17 protein-coding genes are annotated in these 22,341 nt (G+C 66.7%); 13 read left to right on the top strand and 4 right to left on the bottom strand.

What is annotated here, in order from left to right; translation table 11 throughout:
* Window positions 1–100 precede the first annotated feature (100 nt).
* Window positions 101–1,846 carry an HNH endonuclease signature motif containing protein gene (locus ACU18_RS14925; RefSeq protein ID WP_050686775.1) on the bottom strand — a complete coding sequence of 582 codons (1,746 nt, stop codon included), beginning with the start codon at window positions 1,844–1,846 and terminating at the stop codon, window positions 101–103.
* A gap of 166 nt (window positions 1,847–2,012) precedes the next feature.
* Here ACU18_RS14925 and ACU18_RS14920 point away from each other — a divergent pair, with 166 nt between their 5' ends.
* A complete protein-coding gene (locus ACU18_RS14920) occupies window positions 2,013–2,600 on the top strand; it encodes a DinB family protein (protein ID WP_050686773.1) in 588 nt (195 codons plus the stop codon).
* A 12-nt stretch (window positions 2,601–2,612) separates the two neighbouring features.
* Here ACU18_RS14920 and ACU18_RS14915 read toward each other — a convergent pair whose 3' ends face one another.
* Window positions 2,613–4,628 (bottom strand): beta-galactosidase, encoded by a 2,016-nt coding sequence (locus ACU18_RS14915; protein WP_050686770.1) that lies wholly within the window; start codon window positions 4,626–4,628, stop codon window positions 2,613–2,615.
* 176 nt (window positions 4,629–4,804) lie between these two features.
* Between ACU18_RS14915 and ACU18_RS14910 the strand changes: the two genes are divergently transcribed.
* From ACU18_RS14910 to ACU18_RS14885, 6 genes are all read left to right on the top strand, one after another.
* Window positions 4,805–6,094 (top strand): ABC transporter substrate-binding protein, encoded by a 1,290-nt coding sequence (locus ACU18_RS14910; protein WP_050686768.1) that lies wholly within the window; start codon window positions 4,805–4,807, stop codon window positions 6,092–6,094.
* A 30-nt stretch (window positions 6,095–6,124) separates the two neighbouring features.
* On the top strand, window positions 6,125–7,078 hold the full coding sequence (locus ACU18_RS14905; RefSeq protein ID WP_050686766.1) for a carbohydrate ABC transporter permease: 954 nt from the start codon (window positions 6,125–6,127) through the stop codon (window positions 7,076–7,078).
* Complete coding sequence (locus ACU18_RS14900; protein WP_050686764.1) at window positions 7,075–7,992, top strand: carbohydrate ABC transporter permease; 918 nt, start codon at window positions 7,075–7,077, stop codon at window positions 7,990–7,992. The genes ACU18_RS14905 and ACU18_RS14900 overlap by 4 nt, the downstream gene beginning before the upstream one ends.
* A gap of 11 nt (window positions 7,993–8,003) precedes the next feature.
* A complete protein-coding gene (locus tag ACU18_RS14895) occupies window positions 8,004–8,633 on the top strand; it encodes a hypothetical protein (protein ID WP_050686761.1) in 630 nt (209 codons plus the stop codon).
* A 202-nt stretch (window positions 8,634–8,835) separates the two neighbouring features.
* Window positions 8,836–10,008, top strand: coding sequence for an MFS transporter (locus ACU18_RS14890; protein ID WP_231686100.1), 1,173 nt, complete (start codon window positions 8,836–8,838; stop codon window positions 10,006–10,008).
* A 105-nt stretch (window positions 10,009–10,113) separates the two neighbouring features.
* On the top strand, window positions 10,114–11,400 hold the full coding sequence (locus tag ACU18_RS14885; RefSeq protein WP_082178358.1) for an ABC transporter substrate-binding protein: 1,287 nt from the start codon (window positions 10,114–10,116) through the stop codon (window positions 11,398–11,400).
* Between the two features lie 107 nt (window positions 11,401–11,507).
* On the opposite strand, the gene ACU18_RS14880 is transcribed toward ACU18_RS14885, so the two are convergent.
* Together ACU18_RS14880 and ACU18_RS14875 are read right to left on the bottom strand one after the other, a co-directional pair.
* A complete protein-coding gene (locus ACU18_RS14880) occupies window positions 11,508–14,915 on the bottom strand; it encodes a family 78 glycoside hydrolase catalytic domain (RefSeq protein WP_050686779.1) in 3,408 nt (1,135 codons plus the stop codon).
* Window positions 14,915–16,129, bottom strand: a complete 1,215-nt coding sequence (locus ACU18_RS14875; protein WP_050686760.1) for a Gfo/Idh/MocA family protein — start codon at window positions 16,127–16,129, stop codon at window positions 14,915–14,917. Before ACU18_RS14875 ends, ACU18_RS14880 begins: the two co-directional genes overlap by 1 nt.
* Window positions 16,130–16,368: 239 nt before the next feature.
* On the opposite strand from ACU18_RS14875, the gene ACU18_RS14870 reads away from it, so the two are divergent.
* From ACU18_RS14870 to ACU18_RS14845, 6 genes are all read left to right on the top strand, one after another.
* A complete protein-coding gene (locus ACU18_RS14870) occupies window positions 16,369–17,091 on the top strand; it encodes a YesL family protein (protein ID WP_050686758.1) in 723 nt (240 codons plus the stop codon).
* A 256-nt stretch (window positions 17,092–17,347) separates the two neighbouring features.
* Window positions 17,348–18,877 carry an extracellular solute-binding protein gene (locus ACU18_RS14865; RefSeq protein WP_050686756.1) on the top strand — a complete coding sequence of 510 codons (1,530 nt, stop codon included), beginning with the start codon at window positions 17,348–17,350 and terminating at the stop codon, window positions 18,875–18,877.
* A gap of 87 nt (window positions 18,878–18,964) precedes the next feature.
* On the top strand, window positions 18,965–19,975 hold the full coding sequence (locus tag ACU18_RS14860) for an ABC transporter permease (RefSeq protein WP_231686099.1): 1,011 nt from the start codon (window positions 18,965–18,967) through the stop codon (window positions 19,973–19,975).
* Window positions 19,975–20,847, top strand: a complete 873-nt coding sequence (locus tag ACU18_RS14855; protein ID WP_050686754.1) for a carbohydrate ABC transporter permease — start codon at window positions 19,975–19,977, stop codon at window positions 20,845–20,847. Before ACU18_RS14860 ends, ACU18_RS14855 begins: the two co-directional genes overlap by 1 nt.
* 89 nt (window positions 20,848–20,936) lie before the next feature.
* Window positions 20,937–21,641, top strand: a complete 705-nt coding sequence (locus tag ACU18_RS14850; protein WP_050686752.1) for a rhamnogalacturonan acetylesterase — start codon at window positions 20,937–20,939, stop codon at window positions 21,639–21,641.
* Complete coding sequence (locus tag ACU18_RS14845; protein ID WP_050686750.1) at window positions 21,642–22,307, top strand: DUF1961 family protein; 666 nt, start codon at window positions 21,642–21,644, stop codon at window positions 22,305–22,307.
* Window positions 22,308–22,341 lie beyond the last annotated feature (34 nt).

Here is a 22,341-nt window from a genome sequence, read left to right as displayed (position 1 = left end):
CCTGCCGGGGCCGGGGTGTTTTGCGTCGTTTCTGATCGGATGCCGCCTGCCGCGCTTCGGGTTTCAGCCATGACGCCAGGCCGCTCCGATCGATGCGGGTTTATGTCTGGTGGTGGTTTCGCTGTGGCTTTTGGCGCGGGTCAATGTGCGGTGGCGGAATGAACCAGGGGACGCCGTCTGTGACGTGTACCTGCCATTGCTCCTTGTGGATGAGGTGGTGGTGGCTGGTGCAGAGAAGGGTGCCGTTATCGGTGTTGGTGGGTCCACCGTGTGACCAGTAGGAAATGTGGTGGGCTTCGCACCAGGGGGCGGGGATGGTGCAGTTGGGGAAGGCGCAGCCGTGGTCGCGGGCGGTGATGGCTTTGCGGATGTGGGGTGGGAAAATCCGGGTGGTCCGGCCGATGTCGAGGATGCGTCCTGCGCTGCCGAGGAGGATGGGGATGATGTCGGCGTCGCAGGCGATTTCGCGGACGGTCGCAGGGGTGACGGGTCCAGTGAACGCAAACGATCCGGCGCCCGGGATGCTACCGGGGTCCGGGACCGGGCGGCCGCCGGTTGTGGACGTGCCGTAGCCGTAACGGGGTCCTTTGGCGGTGGTTTGTTCCAGACGGTTCAGGAGGTCACGGTAATCGATGGTGACCAGGACCTGGGGGCGGAGTCCTCCGGCGCTGGGGAGGTTGCCGGAGGTGAGGGCTGTTTTACAGGCCCCGACCAGGCCGTCGAGGAGTTGCTGGGCGCGGGTCCGCCGGTCCAGGTTGAGATCCGGGTCCACAGTGGCTGTGGCCGAACCGGTATGTCCGGGTTCACTGCCGATACCCGCGTTCCCAGCGTCGCATGCCCCATCGGAGTTGTTTGCGTTGGTGGTCCTGGGGTTGGTGGCCGTACTCATGGCGGTGAGGAGACATTCGTATTGGGCGGGTGTGGCGAAAATATCCAGGCGGTTCAGTCCGCGGCGGGCGGGCCGGATGAAGACTCCTTGCCGCTGGCGCAGCTCGTGTTCACTGGGTTCGGTGCCGTCGGCGTCGATCGCTTCGGTCCAGTGCCGGGCGATACGGGCCAGGAAGTCGGCGTCGTTGTTGGCGGCTGCCTGTGTGAGGGCGTGCTCCATCCGGGTGGTCACGTCTTCGGTGACGTGGTGGCTGACGTGGTCGAGGGCCAGGGCAATGATGGTCGCAGGGCGGGAGGCGACGGACCCGGTGGTAAGGGCGGCAGCGAGCTGCGGGCGTGCCGGTGCTTGGGTGTGGCCGGTGAGCCCCGACTGGGGCAGTACCGCGGCGGCAAGACTTATACGACGATGTGCTTCGGCGACGGGAATCCGGAGCCGGATGCGGAGGAACTCGGCGGTGTTTTTACACCCGTCATCAGCCGGTGAACCCATGGCCCTACCGGGGGAGGCCTGGGCTGTGGCGGCAGCAAATGCTGCGTCGCCCAGGCCGGCAGGGTCGGGACTGCCATGGGGCCAGGATGGGTCGCTCCCAGCAACGTCAGCGGAGCTGCCGGTGGTGTTGTCCCAGCCGGTGATCCAGGTCCGGCCCGTCCCGGTGCGGCTGGCGTCTGCGATGGCCTGCGCGCGGGTGCGGTCCACGGCGGAGGCGGCGAGGATCTGCACGTACTCCAGAGTCCGGGAGATCTCCTCAATCTGGCTTGCGTATTCGGCTGCCTCGGCGAAGCTGGCAAGTGCCAGCTGGCCCGGCCCAGCCGCGGCGACCGCCTCCAGCGCAGTGAGCGCTTTTGCGACGCCGGCCTCATCCGTGCTGCAGGAGGCGCTCCCTAAATTCGGACCAGCGCCGCACGCAAGCGCGGCGTTTGCGCCTTGCCCTGTGTGCTGAACCCTAGAAGCGTCCATAAGAAAATTCTCTCAAGGGGGTACGACATTTGAGGGCCTGCCCGGGCGCCGGGCAGTCACCGTGCCGGCGCGGCGAGCCGTTTCTCCCGGCGCACGGCAGGGCGGAATCTCCGCCGTGCCGTGCAGGGGCTGCCCAGCGGACCCTGTTGCCGGTAGCGTGCAGGACATGGACCACAAGGAGACCCTCCACAGCTACCTGCGGATCCGGCGGCAGGATCTGCTGGGCAAGCTGGACGGCCTGGACGAGTACGACATCCGCAGGCCACTGACCCCCACCGGTACCAACCTGCTGGGGCTGGTGAAGCACGTGGCCAGTGTCCAGCTGGGCTACTTCGGCGAAGTGTTTGGCCGGCCGAGCGGACGCCACCTTCCCAGCCTGGACGATGACGCGGCCCCGGACTCGGACATGTGGGCCACCGCCGCGGAGAGCCGGGAGGACATCGTTGAGCTGCATCACTTTTCCGCCGGGCACGCGGACGCCACCATCGAGGCGCTGCCCCTGGACGCCGCGGGCGCCGTCCCGTGGTGGCCAGTCGAGCGCAGGGCCGTGACATTGCACCGGATCCTGGTCCACCTGTGCGTGGAGACCGCCCAACACACCGGCCACGCCGACATCCTCCGTGAACTGATTGACGGCCAGGCCGGCTTCCGGCCGGGCGATCCCAACCTCACCGACCGTGGTGCGGACGGCTGGGCGGAGCACCATGCCCGAGTGGAAGCCGCGGCCAGGGCGGCGTCCAAAACGCAGCCCTGACCGGCCCCCGGCTCAGTCCTCCGCGATGACCGCCACCAGCCCGGCCCCCACGGAACCGGCGAAAGCCTCGCCGGTCAGCACATCCGTGCCGGCAGCCCGGACGCTGGCTGCCTCCCGGGTGTGGTTGATGGCGAAAAGGTAGCTGCTGCCGTCCGCCGCGCGGCGCCGGGTCAACTCCACGCCGGGGTCGGCGGCGGCCACCGGGCCAACCCCGGATTCGGCAAGCAGCCTGTCCACCACGGACTCGATGCCCTCCGGGCCGGGGAACGTGGCGAGGTACCACGCAGCGCCGTCGCCAACTGCGTGCCGGGTCAGGGCGGGAACCCCTTCGAGCGGGTATTCCGTGAAGGACCGGATGGCCTCCGCGCCGGTGAGGTGGACGTGTTCGCTCCAGACGGCGGCAACGGTGCCGTCGTCCAGCTTCAGCGCGGACCCGGCCAGCAGCGGGTGGAATTCCTCCACGCGGATGCCCAGCAGGTCCCGGAAGGCGCCGGGGTAGCCGCCCAGCCGGACGTGGTCCGAGCCGTCCACAATGCCGCTGAAGTAGCTGACCAGCACGGTGGCGCCGGCCGCCGCAGCAGCAGCAACCGAGGCCGCGGCTTCGTCGCTGACGGCGTAGAGCGTGCAGACGAGCACCAGGTCGTAGCCGGCCAGGGAAGCCGACGGGTGCACGATGTCAACGGAGACGCCCCGCAGGAACAGGGACCGGTGGAAGGCGCGCAGCACATCCAGGTACTTCACGTCCTGGCTGGGCTTGGAATCTATTTCGCTGGCCCACCAGGCCTCGTAATCAAAGACAATGGCCGCCCGCGATTCCACCCGGGAACCACGCACGGGCGCCAGCCGCTGCAGCGCGCCGCCGAGTTCCACCACCTCGCGCCACACCCGGGTGTCCCGGCCGGCGTGCGGGACCATGGCCGAATGGAACTTCTCGGAGCCGGCAAAGCTCTGCCGCCACTGGAAGAACATCACGGCGTCCGCGCCCCGGGCCACGTGCGCCAGCGAGTTGCGGAGCATTTCACCGGGCATCTTGGGCTGGTTGCGCGGCTGCCAGTTAACGGCCGACGTCGAATGTTCCATCAGGATCCACGGGTCGCCGCCCGCAATTCCCCGGGTGAGGTCCGCGCTGAACGCCAGTTCGATGTGCCGTTCGGGGTCGGCCGCCACCAGGTAGTGGTCGTTGGCGATGACGTCCAGGTCCTTGGCCCAGTCGAAGTAGTCCATGGATTTGGTGGCGCTGGACGCCATGAGGTTGGTGGTGCAGGGGACCGCGGGCGTGATCTCCCGCAGGACCGCCACGAGGTCGCGGTAATAGTCCATCAGCGCCCACGAGTTGAAGCGCTGGAAGTCGAGCTGCTGGCCGGGGTTCAGGGTGCTGGGCGCGGCGGACGGCGGCAGGATCTCGTCGAAGGCGCCGTAGTTCTGGCTCCAGAACGCGGTACCCCAGGCGGCGTTCAACGCGCCGATATCGCCGTAGCGCCGTTCCAGCCACACGCGGAACGCCGCTGCGTCTTCCGGGCCGTAGAACTCAGAGACGTGGCAGCCCAGTTCGTTGTCCACATGCCAGAGCGCCAGGGCGGGGTGGTCCTTGTAGCGTTCGGCCAGTTTGCGGGTGATCCCGGTGGCGTAGCGGCGATACGCGGCCGACGACGGGGTGTAGTGCCGCCGTGAGCCCGGTCCCAGCACGGTACCGTCAGCCGTCACCGGGAGGATTTCCGGATGTTTGCGGACCAGCCAGGCCGGCGGCGCCGCCGTGGCGGTGGCCAGGGCCACCTTCACGCCGATGCCCGCCAGGTTGTCCAGCACCTCATCCAGCCAGCCGAAGTCGTAGGTGCCTTCGCTGGGTTCCAGCAGCGCCCACGAAAAGATGCCGACGCTGAGGAAGTTCACGCCGGCTTCCTGCATCAGCTCAAGGTCTTCCAGGCGCACGCTGGTGGGCCACTGCTCAGGGTTGTAATCGCCGCCGAAGCCGATACCGTCCACGTTGTTCCACACGCTTGCCGGGCCGATGGGTTCCTGCGCTGTCATGGGACTCCTTTGTCTGCTGAAGGGCCGGAATTTGGTAGGACATCTGATCATTGGAAAACGCTTGCCCAAATTCCGGAATAGGGATATTGTATCGTTTCAGAAGCCGTGTAAGCCAGCTCACTGCCCGTGTTGTGGTGAGACCGACGGTATTACACACATCGAGCAAGGAGGCTCCCGTGATCAACAGAAGGCACTTCATCACCACCGTCGCCGTCGGCACCGCATCTGCCGCGGCACTGGCTGCGTGTGGAACAGGATCCAGCAGCTCCGGCGAAACCGGTTCAGCGGAAAAACCCGTCACCATCAACTACACCTGGTGGGGCAACGACGACCGCGCCGAGCGCACCCGCAAGGCCATTGCCTTGTTCGAGTCCAAAAACGCGGACATCAAGGTCAACGGCAACTTCACCGACTTCGCCGGCTACTGGCAGAAGCGTGCCACCGAAGCTGCCGGCGGCGGCCTGCCGGACGTAATGCAGTGGGACCTGTCCTACCTGCGGGACTACGGCCAGCGCAACCAGCTCCTGGACCTCAGCACCGTGAAGATCAACACGGACGCCTTCGAGAAGTCCCTGCTGCCGTCGGGCCAGATCAAGGGCAAGACCTTCGGCATCCCCACCAGCACCAACGCCTTCGCCGTTTACTACGACCCCGCCAAGCTGGCTTCACTGGGCATCACCGAACCGGATGGCAGCTGGACCTACAAGGAATTCAACGAATTCCTTGTGTCCGTGGGCAGCAAGAGCAACGGGGCCCTCTTCGGCAGCACCGATTACACCGGCGTCTGGTGGATGTTCAACGTCTGGCTGCGCCAGAACAACATCGAAGCCTTTACCTCGGAGGGCAAGCTCGGCTTCAGCAAGGACGACCTCAAGAAGTGGTGGAACCTCACCGCCGACCTGCGCGGCACCCCCGCCATCATTTCCGAAGAGCGGGTCACCCAGCTGGCACCCAAGTCACCGTTCGGATCCAACGTCACGGCCACGGAGGTCACGTGGGACAACTTCATGGCGGGCTACCTCGGTGACAGCGGCGCCAAGGAACTCAAGCTTGTGCCGGTTCCGTCGGACGACAAGGACAACCTGGGCCTGTTCCTGAAGCCCTCCATGCTGATGGTTGCCAGCGCCAAGACCAAATACAAGGACGCGGCAGCCCGCTTTATCGACTTTATGGTCAATGACCCCGAGGTGGGCCAGATCTTCAAGACCTCCCGCGGCGTTCCGGCGTCCAAGACCCAGCGGGACGGAACCACCTTCGAAGGAACCGACAAGGTGGTGGTGGACTACGAAACCTCCATCGCGCAGTACCTCAAGGACGCTCCCGAGCCCCCGATCGTGGGCTTCGGCACGCTTGAAACCTCTTTCAAGCGGGTTGCCTCGGACCTGAACTACGGCAAGCTCGACATCAACGGTGCCGCCGATGCCTGGTTCAAGGAAGCCGAAGACCTCATCAAGCAGAATGCCTGATCCAGGCTTCATGACTGACGGACTGAACTCGTGACTCAAAGCCCAACCCTGAGCAGGCGTTCAGCGACGTCCGCTTCCTCGCTGCCGCGCAAGTCGCGGCAGCGAGGGGTGGACGCCCGCGCCGGCTATACGTTCCTCTTGCCCTGGCTGCTGGGATTCATTGTCCTGACCCTTGGACCGATGGTTTCCTCGCTGTACCTCTCCTTCACCAACTACAACCTGTTCGACCCGCCCAAGTGGATCGGGCTGGACAACTACGCCACCATGTTCCAGGACGAACGGTTTATGCAGTCCGTGGGCGTGACCGTGGGCTACGTGGTTTTCGGTACCCCGCTCAAGCTCGCCGCCGCCCTCGCCGTGGCGATGCTGCTCAACAGCGCCCGCATGGGCCAGGGCTTCTACCGGTCCGCGTTCTACGCCCCGTCCCTGATCGGCGCGTCCGTGTCCATCGCCATTGTCTGGAAGGCAATGTTCGGGGACTCCGGCCCCGTGGACCAGGGCCTGTCCTTCTTCGGCATCAACCTGGGCGGCTGGGTGGGCAACCCCACCATGACCATGCCGATGTTCATCCTGCTGACCGTGTGGCAGTTCGGCGCCCCGATGGTGATCTTCCTCGCCGGGCTCAAGCAGATCCCCGCGGACCTCTACGAAGCCGCGTCCATGGACGGTGCCGGCCCGGTGCGTAAGTTCTTCAACATCACCTGGCCCATGCTCTCCCCGGTGGTCTTCTTCAACCTGCTGATGGAAACCATCCACGCGTTCCAGATCTTCAGCTCGGCGTACATCATTTCAAACGGTGAAGGCGGCCCCGCCGGTTCCACCCTCTTCTACACCCTCTACCTGTACCTGCGCGGCTTCTCCGACTTCCGGATGGGTTACGCCTCGGCGATGGCCTGGCTGCTCCTGATCGTTGTGGGCATCATTACCCTGATCATCTTCCGCACGTCCAAGTCCTGGGTCCACTACAGCGGGGACGCAAAATGACAACCACGGCAACCCCCACCCATTCCACACCCGACGCCCAGGTACCCCAGTACAACCCCAAATCCGAGTCCACGGGCGCCAAGCGGGTCAAAAGCACCCTCTTCCACATCGTGGCCCTGGCACTCACGGCTGTGGTCCTGTACCCGGCGTTGTGGATGGTGGCGTCCTCCTTCAAGCCGAACTCCGAGATCGGCGGCACCAACACCTCGCTGTGGTCCAGCAACTTCAGCATGGACAACTTCGTTACGGCGATGGACGGGATCGGCGGGGTCAGCACCCTGCAGTTCTTCACCAACTCCCTGATCCTGGCCGTCGGCGCCGTCGTCGGCACCGTCCTCTCAGCCAGCGTTTCGGCATACGCCTTCGCACGGATCAAGTTCCCCGGCCGCAGCGTGTTCTTCGGCATGATGATCGCCACCTTGCTCCTGCCCTTCCACGTGGTGATCATTCCGCAGTACATCATCTTCAACCAGCTGGGCCTGGTCGACACCTACGTCCCCCTGCTGATCGGCAAGTTCCTCGCCGCTGACGCGTTCTTTGTGTTCCTGATGGTCCAGTTCATGCGCAACCTCCCGGCAGAACTGGACGAGGCAGCACGCATCGACGGTGCCGGCCACGTGCGGATCTTCACCTCGATCATGCTTCCGCTGATGAAACCGGCGCTGATTTCGACGTCGATCTTCTCCTTCATCTGGAGCTGGAACGACTTCCTGGGCCCCCTGCTGTACCTGAACACCCCGGACAAGTACCCGCTTCCGCTGGCGCTGCGGCTCTTTGTGGACCAGACCCAGTCCTCCGACTACGGCGCCATGATCGCCATGTCCGTCCTGGCGCTGCTGCCGGTGCTGATCTTCTTCCTGATCTTCCAGCGGTACATTGTTGAAGGCGTCTCCACCCAGGGCCTCAAAGGCTGACGGAGCAGGAAATGAGCATCATGGACAGCACCACACCCGTACCGGGCCGGCCGGAGCCCCTCCCGGTGAACCGCTTCGCGCTGTTTTCCGAAACCCTGCTGGCGGGGGTGCTGGTGCTGGTGCTGTCCATTCCGCTGGTCACCATCCCCGCAGCCTATGCCGCCGGCATCGCCCACCTGGAACGCCACCTCTCGGGCCGCGACGATTCCGTCCGGAGCCTTTGGGGAACGTTCCGGGCGGCGCTGCCCGGCAGCTGGAAACTGGGAATCACGACGGCGGCCGCCGCCGTCGTGATTATCCTCAACCTTCTCCTCGCCTGGGTGGGCCAGCTGCCGGGCCGGGAAGTGGTGCTTCCCGCCACCCTGGTCCTGGCCACCTGCGCCACCATTTTGCTGCTGCGCACCGCGTCCGCCTGGTCCGACTTCGCCGGGGACCGGGCCGATGCCAGGGGAACCTGGCAGTCCGCGCTGGCCGCTGCGCAGTCGATCTCCCTCCGGGACTGGACCGGCTCGGTCCTGCTGGCCGTGGCGATCTTCGGTTCCGTGGTGTTTGTCTGGATGCTGGTGGCCCTGTTTGTGGTGGTCCCCGGCATGCTGGTCCTCGCTTCCGCTGCCGTGAAAATCCGTTCAGCCCGCGCCTGAAGCACCCGCGGGGCCCATTCCGGCGGCCCGCCCTGTTTTAATGCCCATCACTACCGAGTTGAGCGACGTGTCCCCCGAGCAGCACCCCGCCGAAAGCTCCAGCTCCGCCAACCCCCGGACCGGTTCCGGCCCGCTGCCCGCCGCGGGCCAGCTGCGCTGGTACCACCCGCTGCTGCGGCACAACTACCGGCTTTACCTGGGCATGCAGCTGGCAGGCAGCGTGGGAGTCTGGATGCAGCGGCTGGCCCAGGACTGGCTGGTGCTGCAGCTGACCGGCAGTCCCGCGGCGGTGGGCGTGGCCGTGGCGCTGCAGTTCCTGCCCATGCTGATTGTGGGTCCGCTGGCCGGACTGGTGGTGGACCTGTTCCCGAAGCGCAGGATCATGATGGTGTGCCAGTCGGTCATCATCCTCCTGGCGCTGGGCCTGGCGGCGTGGGTCGCCTCCGGCTCCATCACAGTTTGGGCGGTGTACGCCAGCTGCGTGGCGCTGGGCATCACCGCGGCGGTTGACCAGCCTGCCCGCCAGGTTTTTGTCAACGAGGTGGTGGGGGACGCGGCGCTGCGGCCGGCGATCGGGCTCAACAACGCCCTGGGCCAGCTGGGCGCCATGGCCGGGCCGGCACTGAGCGGAATCCTGATTGCCCAGGCCGGATCCGCAGCGGCCTTTGCCGCCAACGCCCTGATCGGGGTGCTGGTGCTGGGCCTGATTGCGGCCATGCGCAGCGCTGAGCTGCACCCCGGCACTCCTGCGGTGCGGGGCCGAGGCCAGCTCCTGGCCGGTTTCAGCTACGTGCGGGACCGGCCCAGGCTGCTGCTCACGATCTTGCTGGCCGGCCTGCTGGGTGCGTTTGGAATGAACGGTCCGGTGGTGCTGGCTGCCTTCGCGGAACGCGTCTGGCACAACGGGGTGGCAGGCTTTGGCCTGTTCAACACCGTCAGCGCCGTGGGCGCCCTTGCCGGCGCGCTGCTCGCCGCGAGGCTGGGACGGATGGGCCGGAAGGGCATCGTGGCCGCCGCCGCAGGCTTTGGCATCGCCCAGGCTGCTGCGGCATTGATGCCCACCGTGGAGACGTTTATGGTGATGCTGGTGGTGGTGGGGCTGATGACCCTGCTGTTCCTGACCAGCGCAGCCACCGCCGTCCAACTCGAGGCCGGGCCGGCTGTCCGCGGGCGGGTCATGGCACTGTATCTGCCGTTGCTGATGGGCGGGCACGCCCTGGGTGGACTGCTGGCCGGCTGGCTGACGGAACAGTTAGGCGTCCGGACCGGGCTGGTGGTGACGGGCGCACTTTGTGTGGTGTCCGCCGTCGTGATTGGCCTGCTCCTGTGGCTCCACGGCCGTCGCGTGCGGGTCCGCAGCACCGCCGGTGATTGAAAAAGTAAGATTCTGTGAGGTCTTGACGCGTAATTCACATCACACTTAGTCTGGTTCGGAAAGCGGTTTCTATGGACGCTCCACTGCCAGAACAGAGGATGAACAATGATGTTTCGCGCCAAAAAGCCCGCCCTTCCCGCAACAGCGGCCCTGCTCACGGCGGTGGTCCTGGCCGTCTCGGGTTGTGGGGGTGCGCCGGCGGACCAGGATGGGCCGGTCACGCTGCGGTTCAGCTGGTGGGGTTCGGACACCCGCCATAAGCTCACCGAGAAGCTGATTGCTGCCTTCGAGGCTGAAAACCCCAACATTAAGGTGAAGGGGGAGTATGGCGACTGGAGTGGTTACTGGGACAAGCTGGCCACGCAGGTGGCCTCCCAGGATGCGCCGGACGTCATCCAGATGGACGCCGCCTATCTGGGCGAGTACTCCGGGCGCGGTGCCCTGCTGGAGCTCAAGGACGTGGATCTGTCCAAATTCGACCAGCCCGTGGCGGATTCCGGCAAGGTGGACGGCAAGCAGTATGCCGTGACCAGCGGCGTGAACGCCATGGTGGTGCTGGCCAACCCGGCCCTGGTTGCCGCCAGCGGTGTCGCACTGCCGGATGACAAGACCTGGACCTGGGACGACCTCGATTCCACGGCTGCGGACATCACCAAGGCCAGCGCTGACGGCGTATACGGAACCGGGCAGGTCAACAGCGACGCCGCTGCCAACCTGTGGTTCCGGCAGCACGGCAAGTCCCTGTTCACCAGCGAGGGCAAACTCGGCTTTGACGAGGCAGCCCTGACGGAGTGGTACGAGTACCAGGCCAGGATGCGCGATTCGAAAGCTGTTCCGCCCGCTTCCATCATTACCGAGGATGCCAGCGCCTCAATTGACCAGCAGGGCCTGGCCACCGGACGGTTCGTGATGAACATGTACTGGTCCAACCAGCTGGGTGCGCTCAGCAAGGCATCCGGGCAGGACCTGGCCGTCCTCCGGCCGCCAAGCGTTGCCGGCAAGGCCGCGGAAGCCCAGCAGTTTTACAAGTCGTCCATGTTCTGGTCCGCCAGCTCCAGGACAAAGCACCCGGCCGAGGCGCAGAAGTTCATCGACTTCGTCACCAACAACGCTGCCGCCGGTGACATCGGGCTTGCAGACCGGGGCATTCCGGCCAACTCCGACATCAGGGCAGCCGTGGCCGACAAGCTGACCCCGGCCGATGCCAAGACGGCCAAATTCATCGACGAGATCTCCAGTGAGCTGGGCGGTGCGGTCCCCGTGCCGCCGGCCGGTGGCAGCGCCGCCGTCGAGGCCCTGACCCGCTACTCCCTGGAAGTCCACTTCAGCCGGTTGTCACCGGCGGAGGCCGCGAAGCGGGCTCTTTCGGAAGCGCAGAGCGCGCTCCTCTAGGCGGCCGCCCACCTACCCACCCCGCGAGATGGCACTTGGCGGCAGTCGCGGTGCCGAACATTGCCGCGAAGTGCCATCTCGCGCAAGGGTCTGTTGGGAGCGGATGCTTATCCTGTTGTGGGCGTGAACACCCAAGCGCCCGGGTGGACCCGGAAGTCCCGGGTGGATCCGGCATTGCCTTCGTCTTCCGGGCCGGAGCGCACGACGGCGGCCCCCGCCCCCGGGCCTTCGACCTTGTAGGTGCCGGCCGGCAGGCGGACGGCAGCGGTGACGCCGGCCGGAACCGTAAGTTCCAGGTGCATCAGCCCGCCGGCCCGTCGCCAGGCCACGGCGACGTTTCCGCTGGCCACCGGGACTGAACCGTGGGCGTGCGCCAACCGGCACAGCGGCGGCTCCACCAGGACCTCGCTGCCGCCGGGCACCGTGAAGCGGACGCCCAGCAGGTGCTCCAGGATTTCCTTGACCACGGAGGCCGACCAGGCGTGCGACTGGCTGTAGTCGGTGCCCTCAACCAGGTCCCAGGCTTCCCAGGTGAACGAGGCGCCGCGCTCCAGCAACGCAGCCCACCCTGGCTGGTCCTTGGTTGTCAGGAGGTCAAGGACCGCATCCGTCAGGCCCGCCGCCAGCAACGCCCGCACCAGCCGGTGCACCGTGAGCGGGCCCTGTTGCATCCCCATCCCAGCTGCCCGGCGGGCATCGCCGGCTGTATGCGCCGGGTCCGTGATGCCCAGCGAGAGCGGGAAGGACGTTGCATGCTGGGAGGCGTGGGAGCTGGGTGTGCCGTCGGCGTGCAGCCCATCCACCATCACGCCGTCCACCCGCAGCCGGGTACGGATGGAGTGCCCAAGGGTGCGTGCAGCCGCTGCATACCGGATGCCTGCTTCCTCCTGGCCGGCGGCGGCGCAGAGTCCGGCCGTGGCCAGCAGCGCCGAATAGGCCTGGGCGTTGACGGTGGTCTTGGCGGCGCAGGCCATGTCGTACCCGAACCGGCCGGGCTCCGGCCAGTCAACGATGCCGTGCAGGTAGGGCCCGGAGCCGCCGCCCAGTTCGGTGACCAGTCCCGCCGTCGGCCCTTCCGTGGCGAGGTGGCGCATTGCGTAGTCCGCGGTGTCGCGCAGGTGCGGCAGCAGATCCCCGACCAAGGCAGTGTCACCGGTCCGGTGATGGTATTCGGCCGTCCATTCCGGCAGCATCAGGGAGAAATCCGGGATGTCCCGCTTCCCGTCGCCGTTGGGATAGACGGCGTTGTAGCGGCCGCGCTCGGCCGGGTCCTGCCAGTACCGGGCCGCGGACCAGCCGAACTCCCGAAGCGCTTGGGCGGTGTAGGCGTGTTCGCCGAACAGGGCCATGGTGGCGTAGGAGATATTGACCGCATCGGCCAGGAATTGGCCCTTTTCGCGGGTGGGGGTGTCCACGAACTGTTCCTGCACGCCGTACAGCGCCGAGTCGCGCAGCAGCCCGAACACGGCATCCAGCGTGGCATCCGAGCTGCCGAAGCTGCCCATGTCCGGGTGCCGGGCATGCACCACAACGGCACCCATCCGGGTCACGTCGCTGGCATCCACGCCGGGAAGCTCGAGGTACCGGAAGCCCAGGTGCACGGCGGCCCGGAAGCGTTGCGGCCCCGCCGCCTGGGTGTAGGGGAAGGACATGTCCGTGTTTTGGCTGGCTGTTTTGCCGGCATCCACGCGGCCGTCCGGCCGCAGGGTGTAGCCGGCCCGGATCAGGACCGTCCGGCCCGGGACGCCGGCGCGGAAAACGACTTCCGGCCGGCCGGGCAGGACCTGGCCGAAATCAGCCACCAGGGTGCCGTCCTCGGCCCGCAGGAAAGCCTGCGGCGCCACGAAGTCCTCGGCCATCGACGTCCGTCGGGGGTGCAGCAGGGGAAAGTCCGCCACCGGGTGCCTGCCCAGGCTGATGGCGTGTGGAAGGTCCGTGATGGCGGGCGGCGCCGCTGCGGCCAGGCCGTCCAGGTGCTCCACGGGGTCGCCCTCATCGTTGCGGTAACCAGCCTGCCGGTAGGGCGCTTCGCCCGCGTGCCAGTCCGGCCCGGAGCCGAAGACCTCGCGCCGGCCGTCGTTGTAGTCCACGCTGAGCCGGACCAGCAGGCCGGGCAGGCCCGCCGCCCGGCCCTGGCCCGGGCCGTACCAGTGCAGCACGGCAGTGAGCGGAACCGGGATGCCCGTGGGCTGCGCGGCGAGCAGGGCCGTGACGTCTGCCGCATCATAGTAGCCCTCGCCGGGGTAGCCGAACGAGGTGCTGGACAGCGCGGGCACGCCGGCCAGGGCGAGCTGCGCGTGATGGTTGGCGGCCATAAACAGCCGGGCCCGCCGGACGGTGCCGGTCAGCGGGAGATCCTTACGGAAGATCGTCCACTCGTCCGGCTGCCGGTGTGCCGCGGTGTGTGGCCAGTGGGCGAGGCACGCGGCGGCGTGCTCGTCGGTGCCGTCGAACCGGTGGTCCAGCAGCAGGGCATCCTGTGGGGCGGTCTTTCCGGCCGGCGCTGCCGCTGCGGATCCGGTGATGCGCAGCGAGGCGTACTCCGCCTGGCTGCGCGGGCCCTGATGCAGGGCCAGCTGGCCGTGCGGGGTAAACGCGGGGGAGTCCGGCCCCGGGTGGGGTGCCGCGCCGTTCGCGGCGGGTGCTGCCGGGGCTCCTTCGGAGGTCTGCACCGCCAGCAGTTCCTCGCCGTCCAGGGCCGCGGTGACGGTGGTTCCGTCGTCCGAGACCACGAGGTTGTGCCAGGACCCGGCGTACAGGTCCTTGCCGGGCAGCCGGGCCTGATGGACCTTGCCCCGGGGCGCGGCCTGAACCGTGGCCAGGACCTGGGTATCCGGGGTACCGGGGGCCGGGATCTCCCAGTCCGGGGCATGCCGGAGGACCAGGGTGCCCGCCGAATTCAGTTCCAGCAGCAGGCCGGTGCCCGGGCCGGAGCTGCGCAGGATGATCCCGGCCCAGCCCATGGCCGGCCGGAGCCGGGCCACCAGGCGGAAGCTGCGGACCGGCGGGACCGGAACCGGAAGGAACGGCGTGCCGGCCACACGCAATGCGCCGGCCAGGATGGCTGCCGGAACGCGGCCGCCGGGCGCGCGCCGGAGCCATTCGGCGTCCCAGCCGTCCGCGGCGGGCCCCGTGGTGAACGCAGTCGGGCCGCTCCAATCACCAGGGATGCCCGCTGCGTCCAGCACCTGGACCTGCCACGCGTAGTCCGTATCGCCGTCGAGGTCCGGCCCGCCGTACGGAACACCCCGGTGGCCGGCTGCCGGGACGGTGCCCGAGCGCCACAGCACCGCGCCCTGCCCATCCTGCACAACAATCCGGTAGCCGGTTTGGCGGGCCAGCGCGGGATCCGCCCCGACTGGTTGATCGAACTGCCAGCTGAATGCCGGGCGCAGCGACGCCGTCAGGCACCCTGTCAGCCCATCGGTGAGCAGGCCAACGGCGAGAAGGTGGCCTGCACCGCCGTCGGCCGGGTCTTCATCCAACCCTGCCAGCGGTCCCTCCGTCGCAGGCATCAGGCGGGCAGGGTAAAAGCGGTGGGAGCGGTGCTTGCCCAAGGCAGCCCCAGTTCGCTGAAGGTGGCATGCCGGCTGGTTGCCTGCTCCAGGGCTTCCTCGATGCCCGTCACCACGGCGTGGGCCGCGTCGGCGTCACCGACCCATTGGACGTATGCGCCATCGATCGGCGCGGGCAGCGGGGCGGTCCGGATGGCCTCGAGCACCAGCATAAAGGCGCCGCTGTCCAGCAGGGGGCTGATCAGCCGCTCGCCGTTGCGGCGGTGGGCCAGGAGGTTGCCGGTCAGGTCCTCGCGGCCGAAGGTTTCCTCCGTGGTGCCGGCGGCCGTCCGGACAGTCAGCCGGTCCTCGGTGTAGTGGAAGACCGCGGTCCCGGCGGAACCGTGCAGCGTCACATAAGGCTCCACCGGCTCCCCCGCGCACAGGGTCAGGGCGCACGTGATGGGCAGCCCGGCCGCGGTGCGGATGCGGATGACGGACGTATCATCCGATTCGATGCTGTTGGCCCGGTACAGCTCCGTTTCCACCGACACGACATCGGCAGTGGTGCGGGCGCCGGCGATCCGGAGGGCTGTGGCCACCGCATGGGCCAGGGGGTTGGTGGCGACGCCGTCCACCACATCCACCCCGTCGATGCTGCGCTTGCCGGCCCAGCGGGAGCGCTTGTAGTAGGCCTTGTCCCGTACCCAGCGGCCGGTGGCTGAGATGCCCTGCAGAGTGCCGATGGTGCCGGCGGCCAGCAGTTCCCCGATGGCCCCGAGTGCATGGGAGCCGAGGCTTTGGAAGCCGATCTGGACGCTCCGGCCACTGGCTGCCGCGGCGTCGGCCAGCCGGTTGAAGTCCGCCAGGGACGCCACGGGCGGCTTCTCCAGGTACAGATCGGCGGACGTGGTGAGCGCGGCAAGGCCCAGCGGCGCGTGGGTCTGGATGGGGGTGGCCACGATGATCAGGTCCAGGTCCTGCGTGCCGGCCAGCAGCTCCGCCAGGCCCGGAAATACAGCCGCCGACGGCGGGACGGAACCTTCGGCGGGTGGCTGCGGATCAGCCACCGCCACCAGGTCAACCTCACCCGCCGCTGCCAGCCGCTCCAGGTTGCGGAGGTGGTGCGTGCCGAACCCGTGCACCCCCACCAACGCGACCCGCGCGGCAGGAGCGGCCAGGGGTCCGCCTTCCGGGTCGGCTTTCGGGGACAGTGTTCCGGCGGGCGTGCCCATGGTTCTCCAGTTCCGCCCCCGTTCCGGGGCAAGGTGATGGTGCCGGCCACGATGCCAGCAAGCGCTTTCCACGTTCAAGTGTGCGCCATGCCCGGCCGGACCGTCCAGCTCTGTAACGATTCAAACCGAGGCTTGACGTTACTGCCGGCAAGGGTCTACATTTTCGAGAAACCGATTACTTGCGTGACGTGGACCACGCAAGCCCACAATTCTGCAACGATGGAGAAGGGAGTTGAGCCATGCTGTCTGGAACCTTCAGCGCCCGGGCCTACTCGTTCTTTGACACCCTGCTGTGGATCGCCTGCCTGAACCTGCTGTGGATCGTCTTCGCCCTGCTGGGTCTCGGCATCCTGGGCGCAGGCCCGGCCACGGCCTCGGCGCAGATCCTGGTGCGCAAGCGGTCCAGGGGTGAGGCCGCACCCCTGCTGCGTGGCTTTGTGGCCGGCTACTTCCGCAACTTCGTCCGGGCCAACGCCCTGGCGCTGCCGCTGATGGGAGTGTCACTGGCGCTGTTCCTGAACTGGAACTGGTTCGCCGGAGCAGCCGGGGTTCTTGCCGAGGTTATGGCAGCCCTGATCTTTGTGCTGGCCCTCGTTTTTGCCGGCATCGCCTGCCATGTGTTCCCCATGTATGCGCGGTACCAGCTGCCGCTGGCGCAGTACCTGCTGATGTCATCACGTTTTGCGGTCCGGCACCTGGCCGGCACCGTGATCCTGCTTTTCGTCTCTGCGGCAGTTTTTTTTGCCAGCAGCAGCCTGCGTGGCCTGATTCCGTTCTTCAGCATCGGCGCCTGGCTGTACATCACCGGTTGGCTCTGCGACCGGTTCTTTACGGCCAACGATGAATCGGTGGCCGACGCCGGGGGAGCAACCGCCACCCCGGCACCTGAACCGGCGGCTGCGGCCACCCTGGTGCCCGGGGCCACGCCGGGCCGGGTCCTGCAGGGGACTACTCCCACCTGAGATCCCGGCGCACGCGGGCCGGTGGTCCGGTGCTGCCAGCAGCCGGCCCGCTTGGCCATCGTGCCCAGCCCTTGCCCTTGCCCTTGCCCTCATCCGTCCCATCCCGCCCTGCCCTGGCTGGCCTTTGCCGCGCAGCCGGCCGGCCCAAACCGGTCGCCGCCCAAACCGGCCACCGCAAAACTGAAACGTATCAACCCAGCACGCCTTACTGAACTGACCCGCACAAGAACCCCGAAGAAGTGGAAAAGGAACAATCATGATCCGTAGGAAACTGACCCTGGCCGCCGCCGTCGTCACCGTTGCCGCCGTCTCCCTCACCGCCTGCAGCGGCGGCGAAACGCCCGCCGCAGACCTCACCAGCGTGTCCATCATGGCCCCGTTCCTCGAAGCGCAGCCGCCCGGCGCGGATGGTGCCGTGCAGAAGAAGCTTGAGGAGCTGACCGGCAAGGACATCAACATCACCTGGACGCCCAACGCCTCCTACGAGGACAAAACCAACATCACCCTGGCGTCCTCCGAGATCCCGCAGGTCATGGTCATCCAAGGCAAAACGCCCGGTTTCGTCAAAAACGCCGAGGCCGGCGCCTTCTGGGACCTCACCGACAAGCTGGCTGCCTACCCCAACCTGAAGACCACGTTCCCGGACATCCAGCAGAACGCCAGCATCAACGGCAAGGTCTACGGCGTCTACCGCGGCCGCGCCCCGATGCGCGCCGCCGTGATGTTCCGCCAGGACTGGCTGGACAAGCTGGGCCTGCAGCCGCCTAAAACCACCGAGGACCTGTACAAGGTGGCCAAGGCCTTCACCGAACAGGACCCGGACGGCAACGGCCAGAACGACACCTGGGGCATCACCATCCCCAAGTGGGGCGCCCTGGGCACCAACAGCCCGTACGACATCATCGAGGAATGGTACGGCGCCGGGAACCGCTGGACCGAGAAGGACGGCAAGCTGATCCCCAGCTTCGAAACCGACGAATTCCTTGAAGCCAACAGGTTCGTCAAAAAGATGGTGGATGAAAAGCTCATCAACCCGGATTTCGCCACCTTTGATGGCACCAAATGGAACGAACCCTTCTTCAACGGCAAGGGCGGCATCATTGTCGACGTCGACTCCCGGGTCAGCGTGCTGGTGACCCTCTTCAAGCAGGCCGACCCCAACAACTTTGAAAACAAGGTGGGCTTCGTGGGGAACCTTAAGGGTCCCGACGGCGAGCTCCACGCCCACCCCTCGGACGGGTACTCGGGCTTCCTGGCCATCCCCAAGACCAGCGTCCGGACCGAAGCGGAACTGACCAAGGTCCTGGAATTCCTCAACACCATGAACGGCAAGGACGTCGCAGTCCTGCTCAACAACGGCATTGAGGGCGTCAACTTCGCCCTGGAAGACGGCAAGGCTGCCACCATCAAGCCTGAAACGGAGGAAGGCAAGGCGGTCAGCACGGATATCAAGAGCTTCGCGCAGCTGGGCATGAACGTGGCCGGCAACACCTTCTACCCGGTCAAGCAGCCCACCGACTACGAGCAGCAGGTCTTCGACAAGCGTACCGAAGTCATGGCCGAGGACCTCAAGAGCGCCGTCTACAACCCGGCAGCACCGTTTGTATCCGCCACCTACGTGGCCAAGGGCGCCCAGTTGGACAACATCGTCTCCGACGCGCGGATCAAGTACCTCGCAGGCCAGACCGATGAGCAGGGGCTGAAGGACGCCATCAAGCTCTGGAACACCAGCGGCGGCGACAAGGTCAAGGACGAGATCAACAAGCTCTGGCAGGACAACAAGTAACAGCCAGTTCCTCCGGGGGCCGGGGCCGGCACTGACGTGCGGTCCCGGCCCGGCCTGACTCCACCACTTCCAGAAAGGAGGCCCTGCATGTCACAGCTGACAGACGCGCTGGCCTCGAACATCGGCGCCGGCGACGGCCCGGGCCTTGGCAAGGGCAAAGGCACGCGCCCCGGGAAACCTGCCAAGGTTCCGCGGGGCAAGTTCTCCGTCCATTTTGCGCACTACAAATGGCTGTACCTGCTCCTCCTTCCCGGGGTGCTGTACTTCGCAGTGTTCCGCTACGGCCCCATGTACGGGGTCAGCATCGCGTTCAAGGAGTACGTCCCGTTCCTGGGCGTCAACGGCAGCCCGTGGGTGGGGTTCTCGCATTTCCAGGACTTCTTCGCCAACCCGGACTTCCCCCGGCTGCTGGGCAACACCCTGATCCTGGCGTTCCTGAACCTGGGCATAGCTTTCCCGCTGACCATCGTCCTGGCCTTGCTGCTGAACGAGGTCCGGCTCAGCATCCTCAAGCGCACAGTCCAGACCCTGGTGTACATTCCGCACTTCCTGTCCTGGACCATCGTCGCGTCGTTGAGCTTCCTGCTCTTCGCCCTGGATATCGGGCCGCTGTTCCAGCTGCTGAACAACCTCATGGGAACCGACATCGACTTCCTGTCCGACCCCGCCTGGTTCCGGCCGCTGATTGTGCTGCAGGACATCTGGAAAAACACGGGCTGGGGCACCATCATCTTCCTCGCCGCCCTGGCCACGGTGGACCAGGACCAGTACGAGGCCGCCATCATCGACGGCGCCGGACGGTTCCGGCGGGTCTGGCACATCACCCTTCCCGGGATCCGTTCCACCATCATTGTGATGCTGATCCTGGCCATCGGACAGACCCTCAACACCGGGTTTGAACAGATCTACCTGATGACCAACGCCTTGAACCGTGAAGTGGCCGATGTGTTTGATACCTACGTCTACTTTGTGGGCATCACCCAGGGCGCCTACAGCTACTCAACGGCCGTTGGCCTGTTCAAATCCCTGGTGGGCATTGTGCTGATCTTCGGCACCAACGCCCTGGCCAAGCGGTTCAACCAGAGCGGACTGTTCTAATGAAGATCCACAACACCACTGGCGGCCGGATTTTCGATGTCGCCAACTACGTTTTCCTGTCCCTGATCGGCATCGTCACCCTGCTGCCGTTCATCTACGTCTTCGCCGGTTCCTTCGCCACGGAAGCGGAGATCACCAGCCGGCCGTTCTTCATCTGGCCCGAGCAGTTCACGCTGGGCGCCTACGAATACATCTTCTCCACCCCGGCGTTCATCCGGGCCCTTGTCACCACCGTGCTGGTGACCGCCGTCGGCACCCTGGTGCAGCTGGCCTTCACGGTGACCATGGCGTACCCGCTGGCCAAAAAGAACCTCCGCGGCCGGCAGGTCATCCTGTCCCTGGTGGTGTTCGCCATGGTGTTCTCCGGCGGTATGATCCCCACGTTCCTGCTGGTCAAGGACCTGGGCCTGCTCAACAGCTACTGGGCGCTGATCCTGCCGGCGGCCATCAACCCGTTCAGCCTGATCATCATCAAGAACTTCTTCCAGGAGCTTCCTGCGGAACTCGAGGAATCGGCCAAGATGGACGGCGCCACGGAGGTGGGGATCCTCTGGCGGATCCTGCTGCCGCTGTCTAAACCGGTCCTGGCCACATTTGCGCTGTTCTACGCCGTGGGCATCTGGAACGACTTTATGTCCCCGCTGCTGTACCTGTCCGATAACTCCAAGTGGACCCTGCAGATGTACCTCCGCCAGGTCACCGCGGCCTCGGACCTGCTGGGCACGGGGAACGTGGATCCCAACTACATCCCGCCGGAGCAGGGCATCAAGTTCGCCGTGATTGTGGTGGCCACGCTGCCCATCCTGATTTTCTACCCGTTCCTGCAGAAGCACTTCGCCAAGGGAATGCTCATCGGCTCGGTCAAGGGCTAACCCCCACTTGCCCTATCACTTATGGTCCCCAAAACCGGGTTTTGGGGACCATAAGTGATAGGGCAACACGTTGTTTGGAAAGGAATGCAATGAAGATCCTGCTCGCCGGAGACTCCACGGTGGCCGCCTGTCCCGCCTATGAGTTCCCGATGTCCGGCTGGGGTGCCCACCTGGCCCCGCTCACCTACACCTGGGCGGCGGTGCACAACTTCGCCAAGGGCGGGGCCAGCACCGAATCCTTCCGCGGGGAGGGACTGTGGGACCGGCTCCTCGCGGAAACGGGGGAGGGCGACCTCGTCCTGATCCAGTTCGGCCACAACGACCAGAAGCAGCAGCACCTGGCTGCCCGCACGGGGTACGCCGCCAACCTCCGCACCATGGTCCAGGACGTCCGGAACCTGGGCGGGCTCCCGGTCCTCTGCACCTCCGTGGAGCGGCGGCACTTTGTTGCCGGGCCGTCGTCGGGCGCGGTGCTGGCGGAGAGCCTGGAGGACTACCCGGAGGTGGTCCGCGAGATCGGGCTGGAGCTGGGGCTGCCGGTGCTGGACCTCAATGCCTGGACGCGGGCGCTGTACCGGCAGCTGGGGGAGTCAGGCTCGCTGGCGCTGTTCTGCCACTTCGGACCCGGGGAGCACGCCCACTGGCCGGAAGGGCTGGCGGACAACACACACTTCTCGCAGGAAGGCGCCGCCCGGGTGGCGCGCGAGGTGGCCCGGCAGCTCACCTTGGCCGGGTACGGCCCCGGCGGCGCCGGAGCTGTTCCGGCATTAAGCACGACGGCGGGACGCGCCTAGGTGGGCGCCGCACCAACCGTCCTCTACCGGAACGCCCTGGCCGGGCCCGCGGATGCTGCCGGCTGGGTGGCCGAAGGGCCCTTGGGAATGGGTGCCCGGGACGGTGCCCTGGAACTGTGGGGAACCAGGGACGACGCCGAATTCGGTGATCACGCGCACTGGACCTTCTGGTGCCCGGTGGAATTCCCGGACCGGATCCGGATCAGCTGGGACTTCCTGCCGCTGGCGGAACCGGGCCTGGCCATGCTCTTCTTCGCTGCCGTGGGGCAGGGCGGGACGGACCTGTTCTCCCCGGACCTCGCGCCGCGCACCGGCTACTACCCGCAGTACCACTCGGCGGACATTGACGCCCTGCATGTGTCCTACTTCCGGCACAAGTACGCGTCCGAGCGGGCCTTCCGGACCTGCAACCTGCGCAAAAGCGCCGGTTTTGAACTCGTGGCGCAGGGCGCCGATCCGCTGCCGCCGGCGGAGGATGCCACGGACTTCTACCGGCTGGAGGTGGTCAAGGATGGTCCCCGGGTGGCGTTCAGCGCCAACGGACTGCCGCTCTTCAACTGGACCGATTCCGCTGCCACCACACTGGCCGGCGGCCGCATCGGGTTCCGCCAGATGGCACCGCTCCGGGCGGCCTACCGCAACCTGGTGGTGGAAGCCCTGGCCTGAACCCGCGGCGGCCGTGCCGCCTCGTGCCGCCTCG

The sequence above is a fragment of the Arthrobacter sp. ZBG10 genome (assembly GCF_001238605.1).
Lineage (GTDB): Bacteria > Actinomycetota > Actinomycetes > Actinomycetales > Micrococcaceae > Arthrobacter.
This window is presented reverse-complemented; position numbering and strand designations above follow the sequence as displayed.

Bases quoted from the DNA above. Each gene is read 5' to 3' on its own strand.
- ACU18_RS14925 (WP_050686775.1), bottom strand. From the start codon at position 1,846: ATGGACGCTTCTAGGGTTCAGCACACAGGGCAAGGCGCAAACGCCGCG.
- ACU18_RS14920 (WP_050686773.1), top strand. From the start codon at position 2,013: ATGGACCACAAGGAGACCCTCCACAGCTACCTGCGGATCCGGCGGCAG.
- ACU18_RS14915 (WP_050686770.1), bottom strand. From the start codon at position 4,628: ATGACAGCGCAGGAACCCATCGGCCCGGCAAGCGTGTGGAACAACGTG.
- ACU18_RS14900 (WP_050686764.1), top strand. From the start codon at position 7,075: ATGACAACCACGGCAACCCCCACCCATTCCACACCCGACGCCCAGGTA.
- ACU18_RS14895 (WP_050686761.1), top strand. From the start codon at position 8,004: ATGAGCATCATGGACAGCACCACACCCGTACCGGGCCGGCCGGAGCCC.
- ACU18_RS14890 (WP_231686100.1), top strand. From the start codon at position 8,836: ATGCAGCTGGCAGGCAGCGTGGGAGTCTGGATGCAGCGGCTGGCCCAG.
- ACU18_RS14885 (WP_082178358.1), top strand. From the start codon at position 10,114: ATGATGTTTCGCGCCAAAAAGCCCGCCCTTCCCGCAACAGCGGCCCTG.
- ACU18_RS14880 (WP_050686779.1), bottom strand. From the start codon at position 14,915: ATGCCTGCGACGGAGGGACCGCTGGCAGGGTTGGATGAAGACCCGGCC.
- ACU18_RS14875 (WP_050686760.1), bottom strand. From the start codon at position 16,129: ATGGGCACGCCCGCCGGAACACTGTCCCCGAAAGCCGACCCGGAAGGC.
- ACU18_RS14870 (WP_050686758.1), top strand. From the start codon at position 16,369: ATGCTGTCTGGAACCTTCAGCGCCCGGGCCTACTCGTTCTTTGACACC.
- ACU18_RS14865 (WP_050686756.1), top strand. From the start codon at position 17,348: ATGATCCGTAGGAAACTGACCCTGGCCGCCGCCGTCGTCACCGTTGCC.
- ACU18_RS14860 (WP_231686099.1), top strand. From the start codon at position 18,965: ATGTCACAGCTGACAGACGCGCTGGCCTCGAACATCGGCGCCGGCGAC.
- ACU18_RS14855 (WP_050686754.1), top strand. From the start codon at position 19,975: ATGAAGATCCACAACACCACTGGCGGCCGGATTTTCGATGTCGCCAAC.
- ACU18_RS14850 (WP_050686752.1), top strand. From the start codon at position 20,937: ATGAAGATCCTGCTCGCCGGAGACTCCACGGTGGCCGCCTGTCCCGCC.